Consider the following 20,616-nt stretch of genomic DNA (forward strand, 5'->3'; position numbering starts at 1 on the left):
TCCCGATGCGCGTGCCGATCGCCGACCGGCCCAAGCGCGTGGACTCGCGCCGCGGGTTCGGTCACTTCGAGTCCGACACCGTCGTCGGCGCGTCCCCGTCGAAACGGTGCATCGACACGCAGGCCGAACGCAAGAGCCGCAAGCTGTTCGCCCGGTTCATCCCCGACAAGAGCGCGCTGGCGACCGCGCGCGCCGAATACGACATCTACAGCCGGATCCCCGCGCCCGCGCGCATCGACCGCACGTGGGACAACGGCACGGAGTCCTCCTGCCACCTGCTCGTGGACGAGGCGCTGGGCATGCTCACCTACTATGCGGACCCGTACTCCTCGTGGCAGCGGGGCACGAACGAGAACCGCAACGGCAGGATCCGGCGCTACCTGCCCAAGGGGACCAGCTTCGACGACCTGTCGGATGCGGACCTGCAGGCCATCGTCGACGAGATCAACGACACCCCGTTGAAGGTCCTGGGCTGGGAAACGCCCAACGAGGTTTGGTACCGCGAGCTCGGCAAGGTAATGTCAAAGACAAGCCACCCAGAGACGAGTGTTGCACTTACAAATTGAATCCGGGTATCGTTGGGATCGTATCGACACCGTTGGGATGATTAGGCACCGTTGGGATTGGACTGTGCGCAACACACGGAGCCTGGTCGATCTTCAACCTGGCCGATCTTCGATACTCGGTCAGCGTATTGGCCGTGTACGCCGGTGTTTGCCGCCGACGATGGACTAGATTTAGGAGAGTGCGGCGTCCGATCGCCGCGCATGGTCCGGCGGACATCGTATGCGCTCACGTATGCGCATGCCGCCGTATGCACATGCACAAGGAGGAAAGCCATGGGCAAGCGTATTTGGGTTGAGCGGAACAAGGACGGTTCGTGGGATGCGTTTTCGGAGGACGGAGCGCACATCAAGTTCGGCAAGGGCAGGGGTCTGTTCACTCCGGGCGATCTGATGAAGGTCGCCTTGGCCGGTTGCGCCGCGCTGAGCAGCCAGTTCGCCGTGGAGAACGCGCTGGGCGAAGGCAAGGGCGCGAAGATCTTCGTGGACGGCACTGCCGACCAGAAGCACAACGCCTACAGTGATTTCAGCGAAAAGGTGGAGATCGACGCTTCCGAGGCCGGTCTGCGCAAGGCTCAGGTGGATGATCTCAAGGAGCGTGTGCGTCGGCACATCGAAAAGGGCTGCACCGTGCAGCACACCTACCAGCGTGAGACGCCGGTCGATCTCACCATCGACATCAAGGAGTAGCGTCCGGCATCAAGGAGTAGCGTCAGCGCACGCGACCTCGCCGGATGCATCTCAGTCGAATACGTCGAATATGGCGGAACCTCCCCGATACGAAGGGGAGGTTCCGCCATATTTAGTCATGTCCGGATATCAGGAACCCGGAATACCGAAAACCCGGAATATCTCAGAACGGTGATTTCGCCGTTACTCCTTATGCTCGGGATCGATCGCGGCCTCGATGGAGTGGGCGGTCTCCACATCGGCGGTGGGCACCGACACCTCCTGCACGCCGGAGATCTCGTCGATGGACTTCGGGCTGACGTCGGCCGGGGATGCCGGAACGGTATCGAGACGGGACTCCGCGGCCTCCACATACTTGCGGGGCACCACGTAGACCGGTCCCACCGAATGCTGCAGCAGACCTTGACTGGTAGAGCCGAGGATCAGACCGGTGAAGCCGCCACGACCGCGGGAGCCGACGACCACCACGTCGTTGTTGTGGCTGGCTTCGGTGAGCGCGGTGACCGCGGAGCCGGGCACCACCGATTTGGCGATGACCAGATCGGGGTAGCGCTCCTGGATTGGGGCGATGCGCACGTCGAGATCCTCCAGATAGGATTCCATGATGCTGTTCGCCTCGGCACCGCCGGAACCGCCCGACGCGAACATGCCCATGCCGCCGAAACTCGGTACGGCGGACAGCACCGTGAGCTGGGCTCCCCACTGGTGGGCGAAGTCGGCGGCGATGTCCAACGCCTTGAGACCCCACTTCGATTCGTCGGAGCCGACGACCACACGGGTGATGGTGTTGTTCAGGTGCATCAGGTTGCCATCGTCGTCGGTGTACGGCACCACGACGATCGGACAGTAGGCATAGGCGGGCAGACTGGAACTGGTGGTGCCGAGCAGCCGTTCGGCCAATCCTCCCTTGCCGCGGTTGCCGATCACGATCAGATTGTAGTTGCGGGAAAGCTCGACGAACACGGAGCTCGGGTCACCGGTGACGATCAGCGTGGCTGCCTCCACGCCCTGTTCGTCAGCGATGGCCTTGGCTTTGGACAGAATCTCCTGCGCATCGGTGTGCGCCACATTGTCGTCCCCCATCGCCGTATAGGTGGCGTCGAATGATACCGCGGCATAGCTGGGCAGTGAGTATGCGCAGACGATCTGCAGAGTCAGACCGGCGTGCTTGGCGTAGTTCGCCGCCCACCATGTGGCCTTGTAGCTGGCATCCGAACCGTCCACACCAACAAGAATGGCCTTTTCGTTGACAGTCATGATGACCTCCCCTTGAGAACCATGAGCCCCGCGCCTATGCGTGGCTCTTACCTCCTAGGATAACGCCCGGGGCAACGAAACGCGTATAGCAAAACGCCCCCACCGCATGAGGCAGGGGCGTGAGACGATAGCGATTGGCGCCGTCTGGCCGAATCAGGCCAGTGCGCCTCCACCGATGAACGACATGGTGCTCACCGCGCGAACGGCGACGCCGCCACCGGCGGAATCGACCATCAGACCATTGCCGATGTAGATGCCGACGTGGCCGGGATGACGTCCGGCGTAGTTGAAGAAGACCAGATCGCCGTAGGAGAGCGAGCCGGTGTCATGCTTCAGGTTGCCGGCGCCGCCAACCTTGGCGTACAGTCCTTCCGGCGTGTTGGAGTTGGTGGGCAAACCGAGGGCGTAATCGACCAGACCGGAGCAGGTGAACGCGGAGCTGCTGGTGCTGCCCGTCCACACGTAGCCGCTGGAACGGTATGCCGAGCCGATCACCGACATGGCTCGGCCGACGAAGCTGTTGTCGGAGTCCGTAACGGTGGAGGAGCTGACGGACGCCGACGACTCCGCGGAGGAGGACGAAGCGGACTGATCCGTTGATCCGGCGTATGAGGAGTCGGAAGTCGTTTCGGAGGAGTCGGAGCTCACCGCCCCGCGTTCGGCGGAACGGCTGGCTGCCGCGATGTTCTGTTCGGCCAGCTCCTGTGCCCGCTGCTTTGCCGCGGCGGCGTCCCTTTCAGCCTTCGACGGGGTCTTCGGTACGTTGAGGCTTTCGATGCCGCCATAGCTGGCATCGGTTTTCACGGATGTGGAGGTGGATTCCTTCAGCAGAGTGTTGCTACGGGTCTTCTGAGGGGTGAACGAGCGGGAGGACGTCACTTCACCGTCCTCCGCGGCGGAGGCGGTGGCCCCCGTAAACGAAATCAGCGTACCGCTCATCGCAACGGCGGCCGCAACGGAAACGATCCTACGCATGTTTGTCATCGTTTCCCCACAGTACCGCAATCCGAATCCTCGGAAGCGGGCAGGAACCGGATTTTTAGGGAATTTTAAGGTACGGCGAGGAATTCTGTAATGCAGATCACATATGAACGCACTGTCACGATTGAACGCACTGCCACGATTCCACTCGAATAGTCCGAATATCCCGAATACGGCAGGTACTCCGAATATGAGGAAGCGCCTCCGAAGAGGCGCTTCCGATCATCAAAACCGTTTGGCGGACGACAAACGATATGTTGCCTGAGATGGCTCAGAGCACGCGGCGGATGGCGTAGTTGCCGCCCGGGAAGCCCCAGCTTACCGGAGTGAGCTGCGTGCCGCGGCTCGGGTTGAGGGCGTTCATGATCATGCCGTCGCCCACGTAGATGGCCGAATGGGTGCTGTTGGCGAGAATGTCGCCGGGCTTGGCCTCGGCAAGGCTGGAAACGGGCGTGCCCACGGCGGCCTGTGCGCCGGAGCTGTGCGGGAGGCTGACGCCGAACTTGGCGAACACGTACATCAGGAATCCGGAGCAATCCCAACCGGAAGGGGTGGATCCACCGTACACATACGGGGCTCCCTGATACTGCAGGGCGGTTTCCACCACGGCGGTGGCGGTGCCGCTCGCCGTCACGGTGGCAGCTGCGGAATCGGTGGCGGGAGCAGCCGCTGCCGCGGACTGCGATGCGGAGGAGGAAGTCGAGTTCGAAACCGTGCTACGCGACTGGGAACGGCTGGCGTAGGTCGTGGCGGCCTGCTGCTGAGCGGCTTCGGCGGCGGCCTGAGCCTGCTGCTGAGCGGCCTGTGCGGCGGCCTTGGCCTGCGCCTCGGCGTCCTTTTCTGCCTGGGACTTGGTCTTCGGCACGTTCAGGCTTTCGATGCCACCGTACTTCGTAGTGCTTTTGACGGTGGTCGAAGTCGATTCCTTCAGCAGCGCCGTGGTGCGGGACTCCTGACCCTTGAAGGACCGGGAGGAGGTCACGACGTCCGCGTCCTGCGCCATCGCGGCTGGAGCCACGAAGGCGGAGAGCGAAACAACGGCGGCTGCGGCCGCGATAATCGAAACAGGCTTTGTAAATGTCATCAGTGCACCACCATACCAGCTGGACGGTAAATCGGTGATTTCCCGTCCGGAACCATTGAACGCGAAAGGATTGTCAACAACAGGAAAGGCGGTTCCGAGGAACCGCCGAACAGATCAGTAATGAATGTACTGGAAATCGCTCACATTGGAGAACGTGCGCGTGAAGGACTTACCGTTGTAGGTGGCACCGCATTCGGAGGTGATCACCTTGCCGTCCTTGATGGCTTCGACGATGGCCACATGACCATAGGCGGAGCTGGCGCCCTCCTGACCTCGCTGGAACACCATGATGTCGCCGACGCGAGGGGTGTTGTCCACCCAGTAGCCGAGCTCCTTGGCCGAATTGGCCCAGTCCGCGCCGTTGCCGAAGTACGAGCCGACCGGCAGACCCAGCTGCTGGCGACGGGTGTAGGCCCACCATGTGCACTGGGAGAACGCATAGGCGTTACCGGTGTCGCCGGTGGCGTGGTTCGGGTTGAAACCCTGCGGAATGCTGCCCGCATCACGATCCATCAGCTTGGCGACGTGCGGATTGTTGGCCAGGGACTTCGACATCTGTTTGGTGTCGATGCGATCGACGGCCGACGAGATGTTCCACTCTGCCGACGTGTCGGCTACTGTGGTTTCGGCGGGGACGCCGCGCTCCGCGGAACGGGAGACCATCACGCCGTCATCGTTCCCATGCTCGGACGCGTTGGAGATCGCAGCCGTGTTGGCGTCGGCGATCACCGAGGACTCGGCCTTATCGGCCAACGGCGTATTGGAACGGGAGGCGTTGTTGGACGAAGCATAGACGAAGCTTCCCGCCGTAGCCGCAAGCAGTGCCAGCGACCCTGCGGTCACGAACTGCTTCTTGTGGGCGCGCTGGCGGGCGGCCTGACGGATGGCGCGACGGGTTTTGGGAGCCGCCTCGTTGAGCATCCGGGCCACTTCGGGAACCAGAACAGTCATAGGAGCGTTGGCTTCCACCACAGACGCCGTGTGGGCGTTCCGCACCGCACCGGTACGGCCCATCTTCACCACAACGGCGTTGCGCTGGGCATTGCGTGCCTTATGCGCCGCATGTCTCATTGCGAATCACTCCTTGGATACTTTTACCAAGTCGAAATAATAACCGTCCGGTATTGCGATGACAAATCACGATAACCGATCGGAAGGCGAGGCCGATCATTGTTCAACCAACCAACGTTAAGCAGACGTTCAGGTTTTCTCCAGATTCACCGACTTGAGATCCGACGACCCCGGTACCGAAAAATCCAGTGATCATTACGGATAACTCCACCAATTCATCACCAATGCGAACAGTTTCGATCAGCCATCGATATCCATGACCGGCACACCGCTCAAACATGGAGGAAATCTCATTATTCGAGAAGATACACTGGTCTGACTACGCTCGGCACCATGATCGAATCCGTGAAAATTCCTACCTCCCTACTGCCCGAAGACGGTCGTTTCGGCTGCGGACCGAGCAAGATCCGCCCGAAGCAGGTCAAGGCCCTGGCACAGGCCGGCACCACCCTGCTGGGCACTTCACACCGTCAGTCCCCGGTCAAGCACGTCGTCGCATCCATCCGCGAGGGACTCGCCAACTACTTCGACATCCCCGAAGGATGGCAGGTGGCGCTGGGCAACGGCGGCGCCAGCGCATTCTGGGAGATGGCCTGCGCCTCCCTGATCGCCCGCCGTGGCGCCTTCGGCTCCTACGGCTCATTCAGCGGCAAGTTCGCGGCCAGCGCGGCCAAGGCACCGTTCCTGGAAGAACCCGTTATATATAAAGGTGAATACGGCACCTGCGCGTTGCCCGAATATACCGACGACGTGGACGTCTACGCTTGGGCGCACAACGAAACGTCCACCGGCGTGATGGCCCCCATCCGTCGCGTACGCGGCAGCGTGGAACAGGGCGCGCTCACGCTGATCGACGCCACCAGCGGTGCGGGCGGCCTCCCCGTCGACATCACCCAGACCGACGCCTACTACTTCTCCCCGCAAAAGGTGTTCGGCTCCGACGGCGGGCTGTGGATCGCCATCCTCTCCCCCGATGCCATCGAACGCGCAGCCAACGTGGAGCAGAGCGCCCAGCTGGAAGGCGCGCGACGCTGGGTGCCCCCATTCCTTTCGCTCACCCAGGCGCTGGAGAACTCCCGCAAGGATCAGACGCTGAACACCCCGGCCATCAGCACGCTGGTGCTGCTCGACGAACAGGTGAAGTGGCTCAACGAGCACGGCGGACTGGACTGGGCCACCAAGCGCTGCGCGAAGTCGGCCGACATCCTGTACTCGTGGGCCGAACGCTCCGACTACGCCACGCCGTTCGTCAAGGACACCGCGATTCGCTCCAACGTGGTGGTCACCATCGATCTCGACGACTCCATCAAGGCCTCCGCCGTGGTGTCCGCACTACGCGACAACGGCATCGTCGACACCTCCGGATACCGCAAGCTGGGACGCAACCAGCTGCGCATCGGCGTCTTCCCCTCGGTGAAGCCCGACGACGTCGAAGCCCTCACCCACTGCGTGGACTACGTGGTGGAGCATCTGAACTGAAGACTTCGGGATCACGGGCGGACCGCGATCCCGAAACCCCTTAGATACCGGTGGAGGCCAGCAGAATGTCTCCACCGGTTTTTTCGTATCCGACCACCCTTAGCAGACCGTCCGACGCCGGTACGAACATGGCCTTCCCACAGGTGAGCACGGCATCCGTGATCCCGCCAGGGCGTTCCGTCCGACATTGCACGGCACCCTTCACGCACACCACGATTCTCGGACGATCCTGCGCCAGCATCGGCAACGGCCACTCGGCCACCCTGCCGCCATCCACATGCCCATAGATCAGACTGAACTCGTCGACGCACGGATGATAGAGAGCCATGCCCGCACGTTCCACGCCTTCATCGGCATAACCCCCGCCAACAACCCGACCACCACCGAGCAGACCACCGACGACACGATCACCGCCGAGACGGCCGGCGATTCCGAACGCCCGATCACCAACCACATAGGGAGCAGCCGGCGGAGTCGGCATCGCGTTCAACGACCGTAGAAGATTCGGCAGATCACGGTATTTGACCGTCAGACCCGCACGCAGCACATTGTCGGAATTCGTCATGATTTCGGCGGCCAGACCATGAAGGTAGACGTGCGGGGTTCCCGGGGCGATCGATATGGATTCGCCCTTGCGCAGCCGCACCGGATTCATCATCAGCAGGCACAGCGCGCTCGCGTCCGCAGGAAACGACTGCGCGGCGCGCATGGCGTTGGACAGCATCAGACGCTCGGCATTCCCCTCGACGCAGCCGGCGGCGGCATCGAGAAGGCCCACCGTGCCGATGTCGCCGCCATAGGAGGCCGCGAGCGCGAAGGCGCGAAACACCCGACGAGCGGTCTGCGACCACACCCGAGCCGATTCGGGCATCATCGCATCGATGCGCGGCGTCGAAGGCTCCCCTGATTCGAGGATATCGGCCATGCGTTGCGGCAGGGGATGCGTCACCGACCGCAGTGCGCGGATCTGCCGGGCGATGGGCGCGAATCCTACGGAGGCCGCGAACGGCTCCAGCGCCACCACCATCTCATGCTTGCCGCGCGTGTCCCTGAACGAACGATCGGGGGCCTGCAACGGCACACCGGCATCCTCCTCACGGTGGAATCCCCGACGAGCCTCGAAATCCAGCGGATGCACCTGCAACGAAAGCGGCTCCCGAACGGCGATCACCTTCAGCAGATACGGCAGCATGGGCCCCCACTGTCGGGATGCCACACGCCCCAACAGTCCTTCGGGATTCTGTTTCAGCAGGTCAGGCAACGCGACCCGCCGCACCCCGATGTTCCGATCGCCTTCGGCACTCCTGCTTTTCTCTTCGCCCTGCCCGCACGATTCCTCGCGAATCAATGCATCGGAGGCCATCGGCGTCCCTCCCGGCAGTTGCTCATGCGCACTGAACCACATTTCGGCCAGCGGACCGGATCCCTGCGTCACCGACGTATCGCCATCGCCGAACATCGTCTGCAATCGATCCAGCGAGCCCCAAGCATATCGCTTCGGCACCGGTAGTATCGGGATCATCATTCCCCCCTGAGCCTCGCCGATTTCGATTGCCGACCCATCCGGGCCTCACACAAGGTTACCCTGAGTTGTAAGGTGTTGCCTATGAAATTGGCACCGATTCTCGACCCAAATGCGCGCAAGCCGGGTCCCAAGCCCGCGCAGGTGGATCTTCATAAGGTGTTCTTCATCGGCACGTCGCTGTGGCTGCTGCTCGGCATCGTCTGTCTGGTTCTGGTGATCACCGGCCATCATCTGGTCAATGCGCTGGTGATCTGCATCTGCGGCATGATCATCGGCATCCTTCTGCTTATTTGGGAGCATTTCAACCGATGGAACTACCGTCGTCTGGCCAATCAGCGGCAGTAGCAGCCGTCACTGCCCCGGCTTCGCCAGCGGCAGCACGAACGTGAAGGTGCTGCCTTTGCGCGGCGCACTCCATACCGACACCGATCCGTGATGGGTCAACGCCACATGCTTGACGATGGCGAGACCGAGCCCCACACCGTCTCGCGTTCGGGACGTCTGGTTGTCTCCGCGATAGAAGCGCTCGAAGATGCGCGACTGCTGCTCCTTGGCGATGCCGCAGCCTTGATCGATCACCCGCACCATCGCATACTTGCCGTCCTTCGCCGTGCCCACCGCAATGCCGACCGACGAATTCTGCGGCGAATACTCGATCGCATTCTGCACGAGCTTGACGAACGCCCCTTTCAGCTGATCGGCGTCACCGTTCACCGTAAGACCTTCGCCGCCCTTGACCACCAGCCGCACATGGGCGTCCCGAGCCTCGTCACGCATCTCCGCAACGGCCGCGTTCACCTGTTCCAGCAGGTCGATGCGATTGTCGTCGTCGGGCACGATCCGCCCCTGCGCCTTGATGAGCAGCAGCAGATCGGACACCAGACGCCCCAGATGCTCGGCATATCCGTGAACCAGGCTCGCGCCGATCATGATGCGGTCGATGTCCACCTCATCGTCCTCAAGGTGTCGCCCCAGAATCTCCAGTTCCCTCGTGGGCTTGAGCAGCTGTTCGGTCACATTCGCCACGAAGTCGTCACGCACCTGCGCGAATCGCCTCTCCTCGCTCACATCGTTGATCAGCACCACCGCCATCGTCTTGGAAAGCTTGCCGACCGTCACCTCCAGCCAGTTCGGCCGGGACAGGGAATCACCTCCGCCCTGCCAGGACTCATCGCCCCGCTCGCGGGCTTCGACGGCATCCACCATCGGATCGACGTACTGCGGGCACGTCTGCGTCACCACCTCCAGCGAACGCTTGCCGCCGTCGCGCAGCACATCGTCCACCGCACGGGCGATCTGCTCGTCGACGATCCGATCATCGGCAACCACACCCAACCGATACGCTGCAGGACCGGTGCGCAGCACCTCACCGTCCTCGTCCACCACCACTGAGATCGAAGGAACCAGTGAAAGCAGGCGAATGGTCTCGTAATCCATCTCGTCGTCGTCCTCGTCGCGCTCATCCCTGAAACGTCGAGGTCTACGAAAGCTGAGCACCGCACGCCAATGTGCGATTCTGTCCGCATTGATATGTTTTGAGAGGTATGGGTAACATATGTTGTACAACCGAGTGATCAAGGCGAAGATCGCGATGAGGATCATCACCCCGAAAATGGCGAGGATCATCATCGAGGCTGCATCGAGTTTGTCTGTGGTCACACATCCATTGTGACACGCATCAAAGATGAACATGCAGTGAACAAAGGGGTGAACACTCAGACAACTGGTGGTTTACTCTACGGGTCCGTCAAGGGCAGTATGGCGACTTCGTCTAGAATTGGGAGAGGTTGCACCCAGACTATATGGAAAGGCAATGAGAACATGCGCGTTATTTTCAACGAGGAGCTGAAGCAGGTGGCCGACGACCTCGATCGTATGGCGCAGGAGGTGCGTACGGCGATTCTCGGTGCCGGCAAGGCACTGCTGGAGTCGGATGTCGAGGCCGCCCAGAACGTTATCGACGGCGATCTTGAGATCGACGCTCTCGAAACCAGCGTAATCAACCAGTGCGTCCAGCTGCTGGCCAAGCAGGGACCGGTCGCCACCGATCTTCGTGTGGTCGTCTCCACGCTGCGTCTGGCCTCCACCTTCGAGCGTATGGGGGATCTGGCCCGTCACATCGCCGAGATCGCCCGCCGCACCTACCCGGAATCCGCTCTGACCCCCGAAACCCGTGAGATCTTCGCTCAGATGCAGTCGTTCCTGAACACCGCCACCCAGAACCTGATCACCGCTCTGTCCACTCGTGACGAGAAGCTCGCCGAGCAGATCATCATCGACGACGACAAGCTCGATGAGCTGCACCACCAGATCTTCGACATCGTCAACGGTGCGAACTGGAGCGGCAACACCCAGCAGACCATCGACGTGGTGCTTCTGGGCCGCTTCTACGAGCGTTTCGGCGATCACGCCGTCTCCACCGCCCGTCGTCTGGTCTACATCGTCTCCGGCTTCGACCCTTCGAAGGAGCCGAAGAGCAAGGCCGACGCCGCTAAGGATCCGTACCTGAACGCCGAGTGATCCTGATCTTCGTCTCATAAGGCAAGCCGAAAAATCCTCCGTGAACATTGAGTTCATGGAGGATTTTTCATATTCGGATACGGCAGGAAGGCCACGGAAGACCTGAATGCAACAAGGCCGCATCCCCGACTCGCTTCGGGAATGCGGCCTTGATTTGCTACCGTTCAGCGCAAACGCCTACCGGATGGCGATTCGATGAATCACTTGCCCTGATTGGCGACGGCGGCGGCACCGGCGGCTGCAGCCTCCGGGTCGAGGTACTCGCCACGCGGCTTGATCGGCTTGAAGTTCTCATCCAGCTCGTACAGCAGCGGGATGGCGGTCGGGATGTTGACCTTGGAGATCTCCTCCTCGCTCAGTCCGTCGAGCATCTTGACGATGGCACGCAGGCTGTTGCCATGAGCGGCGATCAGCACGGTCTTGCCGGACTTGAGCTCGGGAATGATCTCGGACTCCCAGTACGGGGTCACGCGGGTCACGACGTTGGCCAGAGCCTCGGTTTCGGGAACCGGATCGCCGGCGTAACGCGGATCGTTGTTCTGCGAGTACTCGTCGTCCGGGTTGATCTCCGGCGGCGGGGTGGCGTAGGAGCGACGCCAGATCATGAACTTCTCGTCGCCGTACTTCTCGCGGATTTCCTTCTTGTTCTTGCCCTGCAGAGCGCCGTAGTGACGCTCGTTGAGACGCCAGCTGCGCTTGACGGGGATCCACAGGCGATCGGCCTCGTCAAGGGCGATGTTGGCGGTGTTGATGGCACGACGCAGCAGCGAGGTGAAGACGATGTCCGGAAGGACGTTCTTCTCCTTGAGCAGCTGGCCGCCGCGCTTGGCTTCGGCTTCGCCCTGCTCGGTCAGCGGGACGTCCACCCAGCCGGTGAACTGATTGGTCTTGTTCCATGCGCTCTGTCCGTGACGGAGCAGTACTAGTTTGTAAGACATATGGCCCAGTCTAGGCGACCGATGGGACGAGCGAAAGCCCTGATCTCGGACCGCGGAACCGCTCGATGACAACACGCGCAACAGTTTCCTACCATTCGGTGAACATGGTGACGAGCGGCGTATCGGGCAGTCGGTTACCGCAGAAACGACAGCGTCCAATACATGGCGGCCAGAACCAGCGACGAAAGCGTGCACAGCGGCAGCGCCATGCGGAATCGACGCCGATGCACAGTGAGGATGGCGGCCACGCACATCGCCGCGAACAGCACGAGCAACACCACGGATGACCAATACATGGCCACATCGAGCTGATATTTCCAGACATCGCATACCTGCACTGCATGATCGAGATCACCATCGGGATACCACACGCCGCAGTCCGGACCGATCGCGATGTTCTGCCATGAGGCTCCGGAAAGAAGGAACAGCAACGCCGAAGCGGCCGCGAGCGACAGCAGCACGTCGAGCAGCACGGTACCGCCCCGCTCCCCCAGACGAACCACCCATGTTCGCTTGCCGTGGAGTCGATCCTCATCCACGTCGCGCAGATTGTTGACGGTAAGCACCGCCACGGCGACGAGGCCGATATTGACGCCGCCCCAGATGCCGGACAGCGACACCGTGTCGGTGAGCGCGAACTGCGTGCCGACGGTGGCCACCAGACCGAAGAACACGAAGACGAACACCTCGGCCCAGCCGTGGTAGCCATAGGGATGTCTGCCGCCCACATAGAACCATCCGGCGAGCAGACATGCGACGCCGACGAGAACGAGCCACCAGTAGCCGGTGAGCACGGTCACCGCCAATCCGGCGACGCAGGCCAGAGCCGCGCTCACGCCGGCGGCGACCAGCACCCTTCGCGGATGCACGCCGGACGCCACGAGCCGGGAGGGCGCCCTACCGACTCCCGAAGCATTCCCGTCCGGCCCTCCGAGGGCACCGGTACGTCCGCGATCAGCGCCTTTCACCCCGTCGGAGTAGTCGTTGGCGTAATTGACCGCGATCTGCAGGAACAGCGCCACGCAGACGCACAGCACGGATACCGTCAGGAACCATCCCATGGAGGTGACGCACGCTCCGTGCACGTCGTCGTAGTGGCCGTGGGCCTCCGGACGGCCGCCGAACGTAGGGCAGGGCAAGTGCCGGTCGTATCCGCCGCCCTGCGAGTATTCGAAGACCCCCATCCACGACTGCGCGACGCCGATGAGCACCGGCGCGAGGGCCAGCGGCAACGTCTGCGGGCGCATGCCCTTGATCCACATGGAAACGCTCATATGGACCGAGTATACGAAACGAGGCCGCTGCGCGGACCGGACGCGGCAACGCCGATCGTCATCTGCACAGCAGCCTCACACGGATGCGATCCCATCCGCATCGATCACACGAACGGACGGGATACCGCCCACGGCATACGACCGCCCTTGAAGATGTTGTTGACGCTTACCCGCGGCACGTCGGCCTCAATCACCATATTGTTGCCGAGGTAGATCGCCACATGGCCGGGATAGAAGATCAGATCGCCACGCTGACGCTGCGAAAGCGGCACGCGCGGGAACCGATGGTCCCCGGAGAGGTTGTTGGCATCGTGGCTGTGCCACGGATCATACCAATGGTTGTACGGATTTAACTCGGCCATGTTCATGCCGGTGGCGTACAGCGACTGCATCACCAGTCCGGCGCAGTCCACGCCCACGCCGGGGGCGAGCGCGTAATTCCATACGTAGGGCGTGCCCATGTAGTCGTAGGCGCGGCTGATCATGGCTTCGATCGCATCATGACGGCTTGCGGTCACGCCGATGCGGGACGGACTGGCGTAGTTCCACGGTGCGGGACGGTTGAACGTCACGCTGCGCGAGCTCACCTGGAAGTACTGCGGCGGATTCTGCCATCCGTATTTGTCGGTCGCGCCGTTCTTCGGGTTGAACCAGCGTCGGTACCCGTCGATCATATGGGTTCCGGACAGCCGTGCGCCCGTCCGCTTGTCGAAGTAGCAGTATCGGTTGCCGATCTTCTGCCAGCCGGAGTGACGGTATCCGCTGCCGGATTCGAAGTAGTACCAGGTCGATCCGATCTTCGTCTCGCCGAATCGCTTCCTGCCGGTGTGGGGGTCGAAGTACATATATCGACCGTTGCCGAGCCTCACCCATCCGACGTGACGGGCGCCGGTGCGGTTGTCGAGGTAGTAGACGCCTCCGTCGATTCGCTGCTGGCCTTTGAGCGTCACGCCGTTTTCGACGTAGTACCATTTGCCTCCCACCTGCTGCCAGCCGACGGTGGTGGATTCCGATCCGCGGCCGGTCGGCGTGTTCGGCTGAGCGTAATCGGTGTTGCCGGTGCCTTCGCTGCCCTTGCCGTACTCCAATCCGGAAGATGCGGCAGAGGAGCTTCCCGACTCTTTCGGCGATTCCGCTGTGCTACCGGCATCCGCCGTGGCACCGGATTTCTCCGCGCTGCCGGATTTCTCCGCGGCATCACCGGCATCCGCGGCGTTCCGATCCGACTGCGTCGGCGTTGCGGATTCGGCCTGATCGGCGGATTCGCCGGTCTGTCCGGTCTGTGCAGTCTGCTCAACCTGTGCGGTCTGCTCAGCCTGCACCGCGGTCTGTGCGGCGTCGTTCTTCGTTTCACCGTGCGTGCTGTCGGCGAGGGCCGACGGCAGCAGCACCGACAGCGCGCAGATCGTGATCACCGATGCCACGGCGGCGCGTAGCGTGTTCCTGCCCGATGCCGCTCCCCTAGGGTTCCGACGTGCTCTCATAACCCCTGTTTCCTTCCCCTTCGTTTCGAATGTCATGCTCCGGCGGTTCATCGGCCGGCCGTGAACATGAGCTGTACGCCGACATTGCCGTTGACCGACCACGTCATCGTCACGCCGTCCCACGAGGCGGACTGCAGCCCATCGTTCATGCCGGAGGCTTCGACGCGCTGCCTCACCTCATCGGGCATGCGGGTTTCACGGATCACGCACTGGTAGACATGCCGGTCGGAATCCTTGCCGGACATCAGCGTCAACGATCTGCCGCCGGATTCCCCGATCAGGGATTCGGTGGCGGTCGATCCGGTGAAATCGACGTGCGGATCGCAGCCCTGATCGGCGTGCGTCAGCAGATCAGCCCCGGAAAGACCCGCCGCGGTTCCGGCGGATTTCGTCGCGGACTGCGAAGTCCGCCGACCGGCCGATTGCCCGTCGGCCTCCCCGGACCGACTTTGGGATGTCGCGGACGAGGCCTGAGCGGATGATGCCTGCGCTGACGTGGCCTGACCGCTGGCCGTACCACGATCGCCCCGCGTGGCGGCGAAGGCGAATCCCATGCCGATTGCCAGCACGACGATGATCGCAACCGTCACGACCGTGACGATCACCATTCGTCTGGATGCCATGATCTTCTGCATGTCGCTCACCGCCTAGTACAGCGAGGTCCACGCCACATGTTCGCCGCGCCAGCCGGCACGGACCACGGCGTTGTATTCGCTGAGGCTGGTGGTGTAGACGTGTTCGCCGCTGTTGCGGTTGTAGAGGCGGTACACGTTACGCACGCCGTTGGATGGCACTCGCCATGCCACGCCTTCGGCACGCCAGCCGAGCCTGACCAGATGGTTGCGTTCGGCGAGGTTCATCGTCCACAGATGATTGCCGTCATGCCGGTTGTACACGCGGTACACGGGCTTGCCTCCCTGGCTTACTGCCTTGAACGACACGCCTTCGTACCGCCAGCCGAGCCTGACCAGCGAGTTCTTCTCGCCGGCGCTGGTGGTGTAGTGGTGGAGTCCGGAACGACGGTTGTACACGCGGTACACCGGCACGGCGAGCGAGGAGTCCTCCTCGTCGTAGCTGACGGCCAGACGCGCGGCCGACCCGGAGGCGTTGATGCCGCGGGCGGTGAGGGCGATGGTGATGGTGGCGTCGGCGTAGCCGCCGTTGTGGAAGTAGATCCAGTTCGATTCGGTGCCGGCGGCCGCACGGCACAGGCTGCGCGGGCATATGTCGGCGGAACGGTTGCCGAGCACGTAGTCGCCGTACACGCCCTGCGTGGCCCGGTGGGTCAGCCATGACCCGAAGCTGCCCGTGCCGGCCCAGGTGGGCGCGCCCTTCTGGTCGCCGAGGAAACCGGCGTACGTGTAGCTGCCGGCGTTCTCGCCGCCGTTGAGCTGCCCGTAGGCGGAGATCACGAAGGCCGGTCGGGTGCCGCTCATCGTCTGGGCGCTGGCGATGCGGAACTTGCCGGTGTGCCGCGGCTTGAGGGTCACGGTGTAGGTACGCACGCTCTGCGGCTGGTGGTCTCTGGGCGAGGTCACCATGCCACCGGCGGCGTCGGCCTGATACTGTTCGCGCAGACCGTTCCGGGCGGCGACCGTTCCCGCGTCACGCAGCGTCGAGACGCGGCAGCCGGCGTTGGACGCGCAGTTCATGGCGCCGGTACCGTGCTGCTGCAGGTACGAGGCATAGGTGGAAACGCCGGAGGCGAAGTCCCTGACGGAAGCCCATGTATTGCCGGCGGCGGACGAACCGCCGGCCGCAGAACCATTGTGCGCAGCACCGCTGTCGGTGGCATCGTTTCCGGCATGATCCGCGGTGATGTCACCTGCTGCTTCGGCGGTCTCCTCACCGTTGGCATCGGACGATCCGACGACCACGCTCAGTCCTTCCGATGGGAATGCCGGTGCCGTTTCGGAGGCCGAAACGGCATCGTCCGGCACGGTCAGGGTCATCGACAGCAATGCCGCGCACACGGCGAGTGCGCCGACGATCTTCGCGGCATGTCCGGCTCCGCCGCCAACGGCCGCAGTCCGACCGAATGCTCCGCTTGGTGTTCTGCCTGGTGTTCCGTTGATTGCTCCGCTTATTGTGGGGAAGCGGAATCCGTCCCTCTCGTTCTCGCTCACGAAACGAACATACCCCCTCACCACAGACATCGTCCACCAATAGGACAAATAGTGGTAAAGGGGTAGCGAAAGATTGTTGATATATGTCTCGACTGCGGGTGCAGCCGTCAGCGGGTGTTGCCGTAGGAGCGGAAGAACACCCCCATCAGTGTTACGTATATCACACCCACGGTCATCACCAGGATCGCACCGAGCTGCATACCCATCATGTCGGAGGCCAGACCCATCAGCGGCGGGAAGATCGCGCCGCCGATCAGGCCGATCATCATCAGACCGGAAACCTCGTTCTGCCGCTGGGGCAGGTGCAGCAGGCCGGTGGTGAGCATGATCGAGAACACGTTCGCATTGCCAAGGCCCACGCAGGCCAGACCGGCGTAGGCCAGCCACACCGGCATGCCGTCAAGGCCGGAGAACAGCAGGAAGCACACCGACGAGGCCGCCATCAGGCCGCCGCACACGCGCAGCATGGCCTTGCGGCTGAACCGTTGCAGCAGCACCGAGCCGGACAGACAGCCGAGCGTGCGGAAGGCGAAGTAGACGCTGGTGGCGCCGCCGGCGACTTCGAGACCGATCGAGGAATGCTCCATCAGGATCTTCGGCGCGGTGGCGTTGATACCCACGTCCACGCCCACATGGCACACGATGCCGAGGAAGCACAGCAGGATCACCGGGTTCCTCAGCAGCGCGAAGCAGTCGGCCACGCTGGTATGGCCGGAATCGGGCGCGTTCTCGTTGATCTCGTCGAATTTGAGCATCACGAAGGAGAGGATGGCCACCACCAGATAGATGGGGTACAGCAGCCACCACCTGCCGAACATCATGGCCGCCCAGCCTGCGATCAGCGGGGCGATGAACGAGGCGATGGCCTTGACGAACTGTCCGAAGGTGAGCATGCCGGCGAGTTTTTCGTCATGGGCGAGGTTGCCGACGAGCGGGTTGAGGGAAACCTGCATGAAGGTGTTGCCCACGCCGAGCAGACAGAAGGAGACGATGATGAACGCCAGCTGGGCGGGCTTGGCGGGGATCAGATAGCCGATGATCGGCAGCAGGCAGCCGAGCGCGGTGATGGCGATGCTGACGAGCACCGTGTGGCGGCGGCCGATGCGGTTCATCAGCATGCCGGCCGGAACGGAAAGCACCAGGAACCAGAAGAAGGTCATGGTGGTGAAGATGTTGCTCACCGAATCGGAAAGTCCGAAGTCGGACTGCACGTAGTTCGATGCGGTGCCGACCAGATCGACGAAGCCCATCACGAAGAACGACATCAGGACGGGTACGAGTACGGTGAAGGGCGCATTGCCGAGCCTGTCGGCTTCTACGGCCTCGACCTCTTCGGAGGTCATGGACTGAGAGGTGCTCATGTATTGCTCTCTTCTCTTCGGTTTCCGTGATTCCGCAGCCTCGGATTCCGGGCTTCCGATCCGTCGGATCATTGCGGAACGTATGGTAGATATGATGCCGGCATTGCCTGCCTTCAACCTCGACTGCCCAATGGGCACAAGGGTTTACGCAGTAAAGCCGTCAATCGATTAACGGAGTTTATTAATAGAACGTTCAAACCGCAAATCGACACACCGAAAACGAAAAGACCCCGCCGAAGCGGGGTCCATATGAAAAGGCAGACGATCATATCGAATGGATGAGAACCGGGGGCGCCTTACCTCACCGGTAAGATCATCCGCGAGTTCACCGATCACCTCATCAGTCAGCCTACGGCTGCCAGCTTCCCCTCAAGGGGAAGCCTTTTTCTTGCCTTCCCCGTAGGCTGAGCCTTTTTCTTGCCTTCCCCTTGAGGGGAAGGTGGCCGGCGACAGCCGGACGGATGAGGTGATCATCAGAGATCACTCCGTCAGGCGACCAGCAGCGTTCGCCGCGTCAGGCGACCAGCGGCTTGACCAGCGGGAAGGTGATGGTTTCGCGAATCGTGGCACCGGTGAGCGCGATGAGCAGTCGGTCGATGCCCATGCCCATACCGCCGGCCGGGGGCATGCCCACGCCGAGGGCCTCGAGGAAGTCCTCGTCGATGTCGCAGGCCTCCTCATCGCCGGCGAGCGCATCCTTGGCCTGAGCCACAAAACGCTCACGCTGCACGACCGGATCGTTGAGCTCGGAGTAGCCGGTGGCCAGCTCGAATCCGCGCACGTAGAGATCCCACTTCTCCACCACGCCGGGCTTGGTGCGGTGGCCCTTGACCAGCGGGGAGGTCTCGACCGGGAAGTCGCGCACGAAGGTGGGTTCGTAGAGCTTGTCCTCGTAGAAGTGCTCCCACAGGTGTTCGACGAGCTTGCCGTGGTTCTCCACGTCGTCGCGTTCCACACCGAGCTTGTCGGCGATTTCACCGAGGTGCTCCACGGAGGTGCCGGGGCTGTCGGGGCCGCCGTTGGGCACGATCTCCTCGCCGAGGGCCTCGGAGAGGGAGCCGTACATGCTCATCGTCTTCCATTCGCCGCCGAAGTCGTATTCGGTGCCGTCGAGCAGCGTCACCTTGTAGGAGCCGAACACGTCCTTGGCGGTCTTCTGCACCAGTTCCTTGACCAGCTGGCCGATGGTGTCGTAGGTGCCGTAGGCCTGATACGCCTCAACCATGGTGAATTCGGGGGCGTGCGTGGCGTCGACGCCTTCGTTGCGGAAGTCGCGGTTGATTTCGAACACGCGGTCGATGCCGCCGACGAGGCAGCGCTTGAGGAACAGCTCGGGGGCGATGCGCAGGTAGAGGTCGAGGTCGAAGGCGTTCATGTGCGTGGTGAACGGACGGGCCGCGGCGCCGCCGTGCACTGTCTGCAGCATCGGGGTCTCCACCTCGATGAAGTCGTGATCGTCGAAGGTGCGGCGCAGTGATGCCACGGCCTTGGAACGGTTGCGCACCATGTTGCGGATCTTCTCGTCCGCGATCATGCCGATGTACGGCTTGCGAGTGCGGGTGTCCTCGTTGAGCTCCTTATGCAGGGCGGGCAGCGGCTGCAGCGCCTTGGAGGCGATGGACCATTCGGTGGCGAACACGGAAAGCTCGCCGGTCTTGGAGGCGATCACGCGACCGCGGATGTACAGGTGGTCGCCGAGGTCGACAAGCTGCTTGAACTGCTTGAGCGAATCGGCACCGATCTCACGCTTGGAGATCATGCCCTGGATCTTCGTGCCGTCGCCTGCGGAAAGCTGCACGAAGCACAGGCCGCCGGCGTTGCGCAGGAACAGCACGCGACCGGCGATGCCGACCACGTCTTCGGTCTCCTCGCCGGCTTCGAGCTTGCCGTCGTACTTGGCGCGCACCTCTTCGATGGTGGCGGTGACGTCGAGGTGCACCGGGTAGGGGGCGAGGCCGGAGTTGAGCATCAGGGCGCGCTTGGCCACACGCATCTGCACCTGCTCGGAATGGCCGAGCGGGCCGAATTCCTTGCCGGAGGGATCGATGGCGTCGTCCAGGGAGGAACCGTTCCTCACGCGCTCGGTGATGGCGGCGTCCTGCCTGAGCAGCATTTCGGCTCGTTCGACGGTGGTCATGTGCGGGGTGGCGGATTCCTGTTCGGTCTCGGAGGAATCGGCCGTGGCGGTATTCTCAATCGACTCAGTCATATCAGTACAGTGTAGCGATGCGGCGATACAGCCCGTCCGCTATGTCAACAGCCC

The 20,616-nt window shown here is 62.6% G+C and carries 18 protein-coding genes; 5 read left to right on the top strand and 13 right to left on the bottom strand.

Features of this window, described 5'->3' with window-relative positions; translation table 11 throughout:
* Together Uis1B_RS07540 and Uis1B_RS07545 are read left to right on the top strand one after the other, a co-directional pair.
* On the top strand, nucleotides 1–566 hold a 566-nt coding region (locus Uis1B_RS07540), incomplete at its 5' end, for an IS30 family transposase (protein ID WP_133124882.1).
* 273 nt (nucleotides 567–839) lie between these two features.
* Entirely contained in the window at nucleotides 840–1,253 is a 414-nt protein-coding gene (locus tag Uis1B_RS07545; RefSeq protein WP_101617058.1) for an OsmC family protein, read from the top strand.
* Between the two features lie 183 nt (nucleotides 1,254–1,436).
* On the opposite strand, the gene Uis1B_RS07550 is transcribed toward Uis1B_RS07545, so the two are convergent.
* The 4 genes from Uis1B_RS07550 to Uis1B_RS07565 form a co-directional block, all read right to left on the bottom strand.
* Nucleotides 1,437–2,510, bottom strand: coding sequence for a universal stress protein (locus Uis1B_RS07550; protein WP_101617060.1), 1,074 nt, complete (start codon nucleotides 2,508–2,510; stop codon nucleotides 1,437–1,439).
* Nucleotides 2,511–2,663: 153 nt separating this feature from the next.
* Nucleotides 2,664–3,485, bottom strand: a complete 822-nt coding sequence (locus tag Uis1B_RS07555) for a C40 family peptidase (protein WP_165782794.1) — start codon at nucleotides 3,483–3,485, stop codon at nucleotides 2,664–2,666.
* Nucleotides 3,486–3,762: 277 nt separating this feature from the next.
* Nucleotides 3,763–4,575 carry a C40 family peptidase gene (locus tag Uis1B_RS07560; RefSeq protein WP_101617065.1) on the bottom strand — a complete coding sequence of 271 codons (813 nt, stop codon included), beginning with the start codon at nucleotides 4,573–4,575 and terminating at the stop codon, nucleotides 3,763–3,765.
* Between the two features lie 114 nt (nucleotides 4,576–4,689).
* Entirely contained in the window at nucleotides 4,690–5,646 is a 957-nt protein-coding gene (locus tag Uis1B_RS07565; protein ID WP_101617067.1) for a CHAP domain-containing protein, read from the bottom strand.
* 333 nt (nucleotides 5,647–5,979) lie between these two features.
* Here Uis1B_RS07565 and serC point away from each other — a divergent pair, with 333 nt between their 5' ends.
* Nucleotides 5,980–7,125, top strand: coding sequence for a phosphoserine transaminase (gene serC, locus Uis1B_RS07570; protein ID WP_101617069.1), 1,146 nt, complete (start codon nucleotides 5,980–5,982; stop codon nucleotides 7,123–7,125).
* A gap of 40 nt (nucleotides 7,126–7,165) precedes the next feature.
* Here the strand turns inward: serC and Uis1B_RS07575 are convergent, their stop codons facing one another.
* Nucleotides 7,166–8,650 (bottom strand): type I phosphomannose isomerase catalytic subunit, encoded by a 1,485-nt coding sequence (locus Uis1B_RS07575; protein WP_101617071.1) that lies wholly within the window; start codon nucleotides 8,648–8,650, stop codon nucleotides 7,166–7,168.
* Nucleotides 8,651–8,731: 81 nt separating this feature from the next.
* On the opposite strand from Uis1B_RS07575, the gene Uis1B_RS07580 reads away from it, so the two are divergent.
* A complete protein-coding gene (locus tag Uis1B_RS07580; protein WP_101617073.1) occupies nucleotides 8,732–8,995 on the top strand; it encodes a DUF2530 domain-containing protein in 264 nt (87 codons plus the stop codon).
* 6 nt (nucleotides 8,996–9,001) lie between these two features.
* Here the strand turns inward: Uis1B_RS07580 and Uis1B_RS07585 are convergent, their stop codons facing one another.
* Entirely contained in the window at nucleotides 9,002–10,087 is a 1,086-nt protein-coding gene (locus tag Uis1B_RS07585; RefSeq protein ID WP_101617174.1) for a sensor histidine kinase, read from the bottom strand.
* A gap of 384 nt (nucleotides 10,088–10,471) precedes the next feature.
* On the opposite strand from Uis1B_RS07585, the gene phoU reads away from it, so the two are divergent.
* On the top strand, nucleotides 10,472–11,170 hold the full coding sequence (phoU, locus tag Uis1B_RS07590; RefSeq protein ID WP_101617075.1) for a phosphate signaling complex protein PhoU: 699 nt from the start codon (nucleotides 10,472–10,474) through the stop codon (nucleotides 11,168–11,170).
* Nucleotides 11,171–11,370: 200 nt separating this feature from the next.
* On the opposite strand, the gene Uis1B_RS07595 is transcribed toward phoU, so the two are convergent.
* From Uis1B_RS07595 to lysS, 7 genes are all read right to left on the bottom strand, one after another.
* On the bottom strand, nucleotides 11,371–12,108 hold the full coding sequence (locus Uis1B_RS07595; protein WP_101617077.1) for a phosphoglyceromutase: 738 nt from the start codon (nucleotides 12,106–12,108) through the stop codon (nucleotides 11,371–11,373).
* A 134-nt stretch (nucleotides 12,109–12,242) separates the two neighbouring features.
* Nucleotides 12,243–13,382 carry a 1,4-dihydroxy-2-naphthoate octaprenyltransferase gene (gene menA, locus Uis1B_RS07600; RefSeq protein ID WP_101617079.1) on the bottom strand — a complete coding sequence of 380 codons (1,140 nt, stop codon included), beginning with the start codon at nucleotides 13,380–13,382 and terminating at the stop codon, nucleotides 12,243–12,245.
* 104 nt (nucleotides 13,383–13,486) lie between these two features.
* Entirely contained in the window at nucleotides 13,487–14,866 is a 1,380-nt protein-coding gene (locus Uis1B_RS07605; RefSeq protein WP_165782795.1) for an NlpC/P60 family protein, read from the bottom strand.
* Nucleotides 14,867–14,913: 47 nt separating this feature from the next.
* Complete coding sequence (locus Uis1B_RS07610) at nucleotides 14,914–15,489, bottom strand: hypothetical protein (RefSeq protein WP_133124883.1); 576 nt, start codon at nucleotides 15,487–15,489, stop codon at nucleotides 14,914–14,916.
* 24 nt (nucleotides 15,490–15,513) lie between these two features.
* Nucleotides 15,514–16,992, bottom strand: a complete 1,479-nt coding sequence (locus tag Uis1B_RS07615) for a hypothetical protein (protein WP_133124884.1) — start codon at nucleotides 16,990–16,992, stop codon at nucleotides 15,514–15,516.
* 107 nt (nucleotides 16,993–17,099) lie between these two features.
* A complete protein-coding gene (locus tag Uis1B_RS07620; RefSeq protein WP_133124885.1) occupies nucleotides 17,100–18,353 on the bottom strand; it encodes an MFS transporter in 1,254 nt (417 codons plus the stop codon).
* Between the two features lie 514 nt (nucleotides 18,354–18,867).
* Nucleotides 18,868–20,562: a lysine--tRNA ligase gene (gene lysS, locus Uis1B_RS07625; RefSeq protein ID WP_101617087.1), complete on the bottom strand. Its 1,695-nt coding sequence runs from the start codon at nucleotides 20,560–20,562 to the stop codon at nucleotides 18,868–18,870.
* Nucleotides 20,563–20,616 lie beyond the last annotated feature (54 nt).

The organism is Bifidobacterium margollesii, from assembly GCF_002860355.1.
Taxonomy (GTDB): Bacteria; Actinomycetota; Actinomycetes; order Actinomycetales; family Bifidobacteriaceae; genus Galliscardovia; species Galliscardovia margollesii.

Bases quoted from the DNA above. Each gene is read 5' to 3' on its own strand.
- Uis1B_RS07545 (WP_101617058.1), top strand. From the start codon at position 840: ATGGGCAAGCGTATTTGGGTTGAGCGGAACAAGGACGGTTCGTGGGAT.
- Uis1B_RS07550 (WP_101617060.1), bottom strand. From the start codon at position 2,510: ATGACTGTCAACGAAAAGGCCATTCTTGTTGGTGTGGACGGTTCGGAT.
- Uis1B_RS07555 (WP_165782794.1), bottom strand. From the start codon at position 3,485: ATGCGTAGGATCGTTTCCGTTGCGGCCGCCGTTGCGATGAGCGGTACG.
- Uis1B_RS07560 (WP_101617065.1), bottom strand. From the start codon at position 4,575: ATGACATTTACAAAGCCTGTTTCGATTATCGCGGCCGCAGCCGCCGTT.
- Uis1B_RS07565 (WP_101617067.1), bottom strand. From the start codon at position 5,646: ATGAGACATGCGGCGCATAAGGCACGCAATGCCCAGCGCAACGCCGTT.
- serC (WP_101617069.1), top strand. From the start codon at position 5,980: ATGATCGAATCCGTGAAAATTCCTACCTCCCTACTGCCCGAAGACGGT.
- Uis1B_RS07575 (WP_101617071.1), bottom strand. From the start codon at position 8,650: ATGATGATCCCGATACTACCGGTGCCGAAGCGATATGCTTGGGGCTCG.
- Uis1B_RS07580 (WP_101617073.1), top strand. From the start codon at position 8,732: ATGAAATTGGCACCGATTCTCGACCCAAATGCGCGCAAGCCGGGTCCC.
- Uis1B_RS07585 (WP_101617174.1), bottom strand. From the start codon at position 10,087: ATGGATTACGAGACCATTCGCCTGCTTTCACTGGTTCCTTCGATCTCA.
- phoU (WP_101617075.1), top strand. From the start codon at position 10,472: ATGCGCGTTATTTTCAACGAGGAGCTGAAGCAGGTGGCCGACGACCTC.
- Uis1B_RS07595 (WP_101617077.1), bottom strand. From the start codon at position 12,108: ATGTCTTACAAACTAGTACTGCTCCGTCACGGACAGAGCGCATGGAAC.
- menA (WP_101617079.1), bottom strand. From the start codon at position 13,382: ATGAGCGTTTCCATGTGGATCAAGGGCATGCGCCCGCAGACGTTGCCG.
- Uis1B_RS07605 (WP_165782795.1), bottom strand. From the start codon at position 14,866: ATGAGAGCACGTCGGAACCCTAGGGGAGCGGCATCGGGCAGGAACACG.
- Uis1B_RS07610 (WP_133124883.1), bottom strand. From the start codon at position 15,489: ATGGCATCCAGACGAATGGTGATCGTCACGGTCGTGACGGTTGCGATC.
- Uis1B_RS07620 (WP_133124885.1), bottom strand. From the start codon at position 18,353: ATGAGCACCTCTCAGTCCATGACCTCCGAAGAGGTCGAGGCCGTAGAA.
- lysS (WP_101617087.1), bottom strand. From the start codon at position 20,562: ATGACTGAGTCGATTGAGAATACCGCCACGGCCGATTCCTCCGAGACC.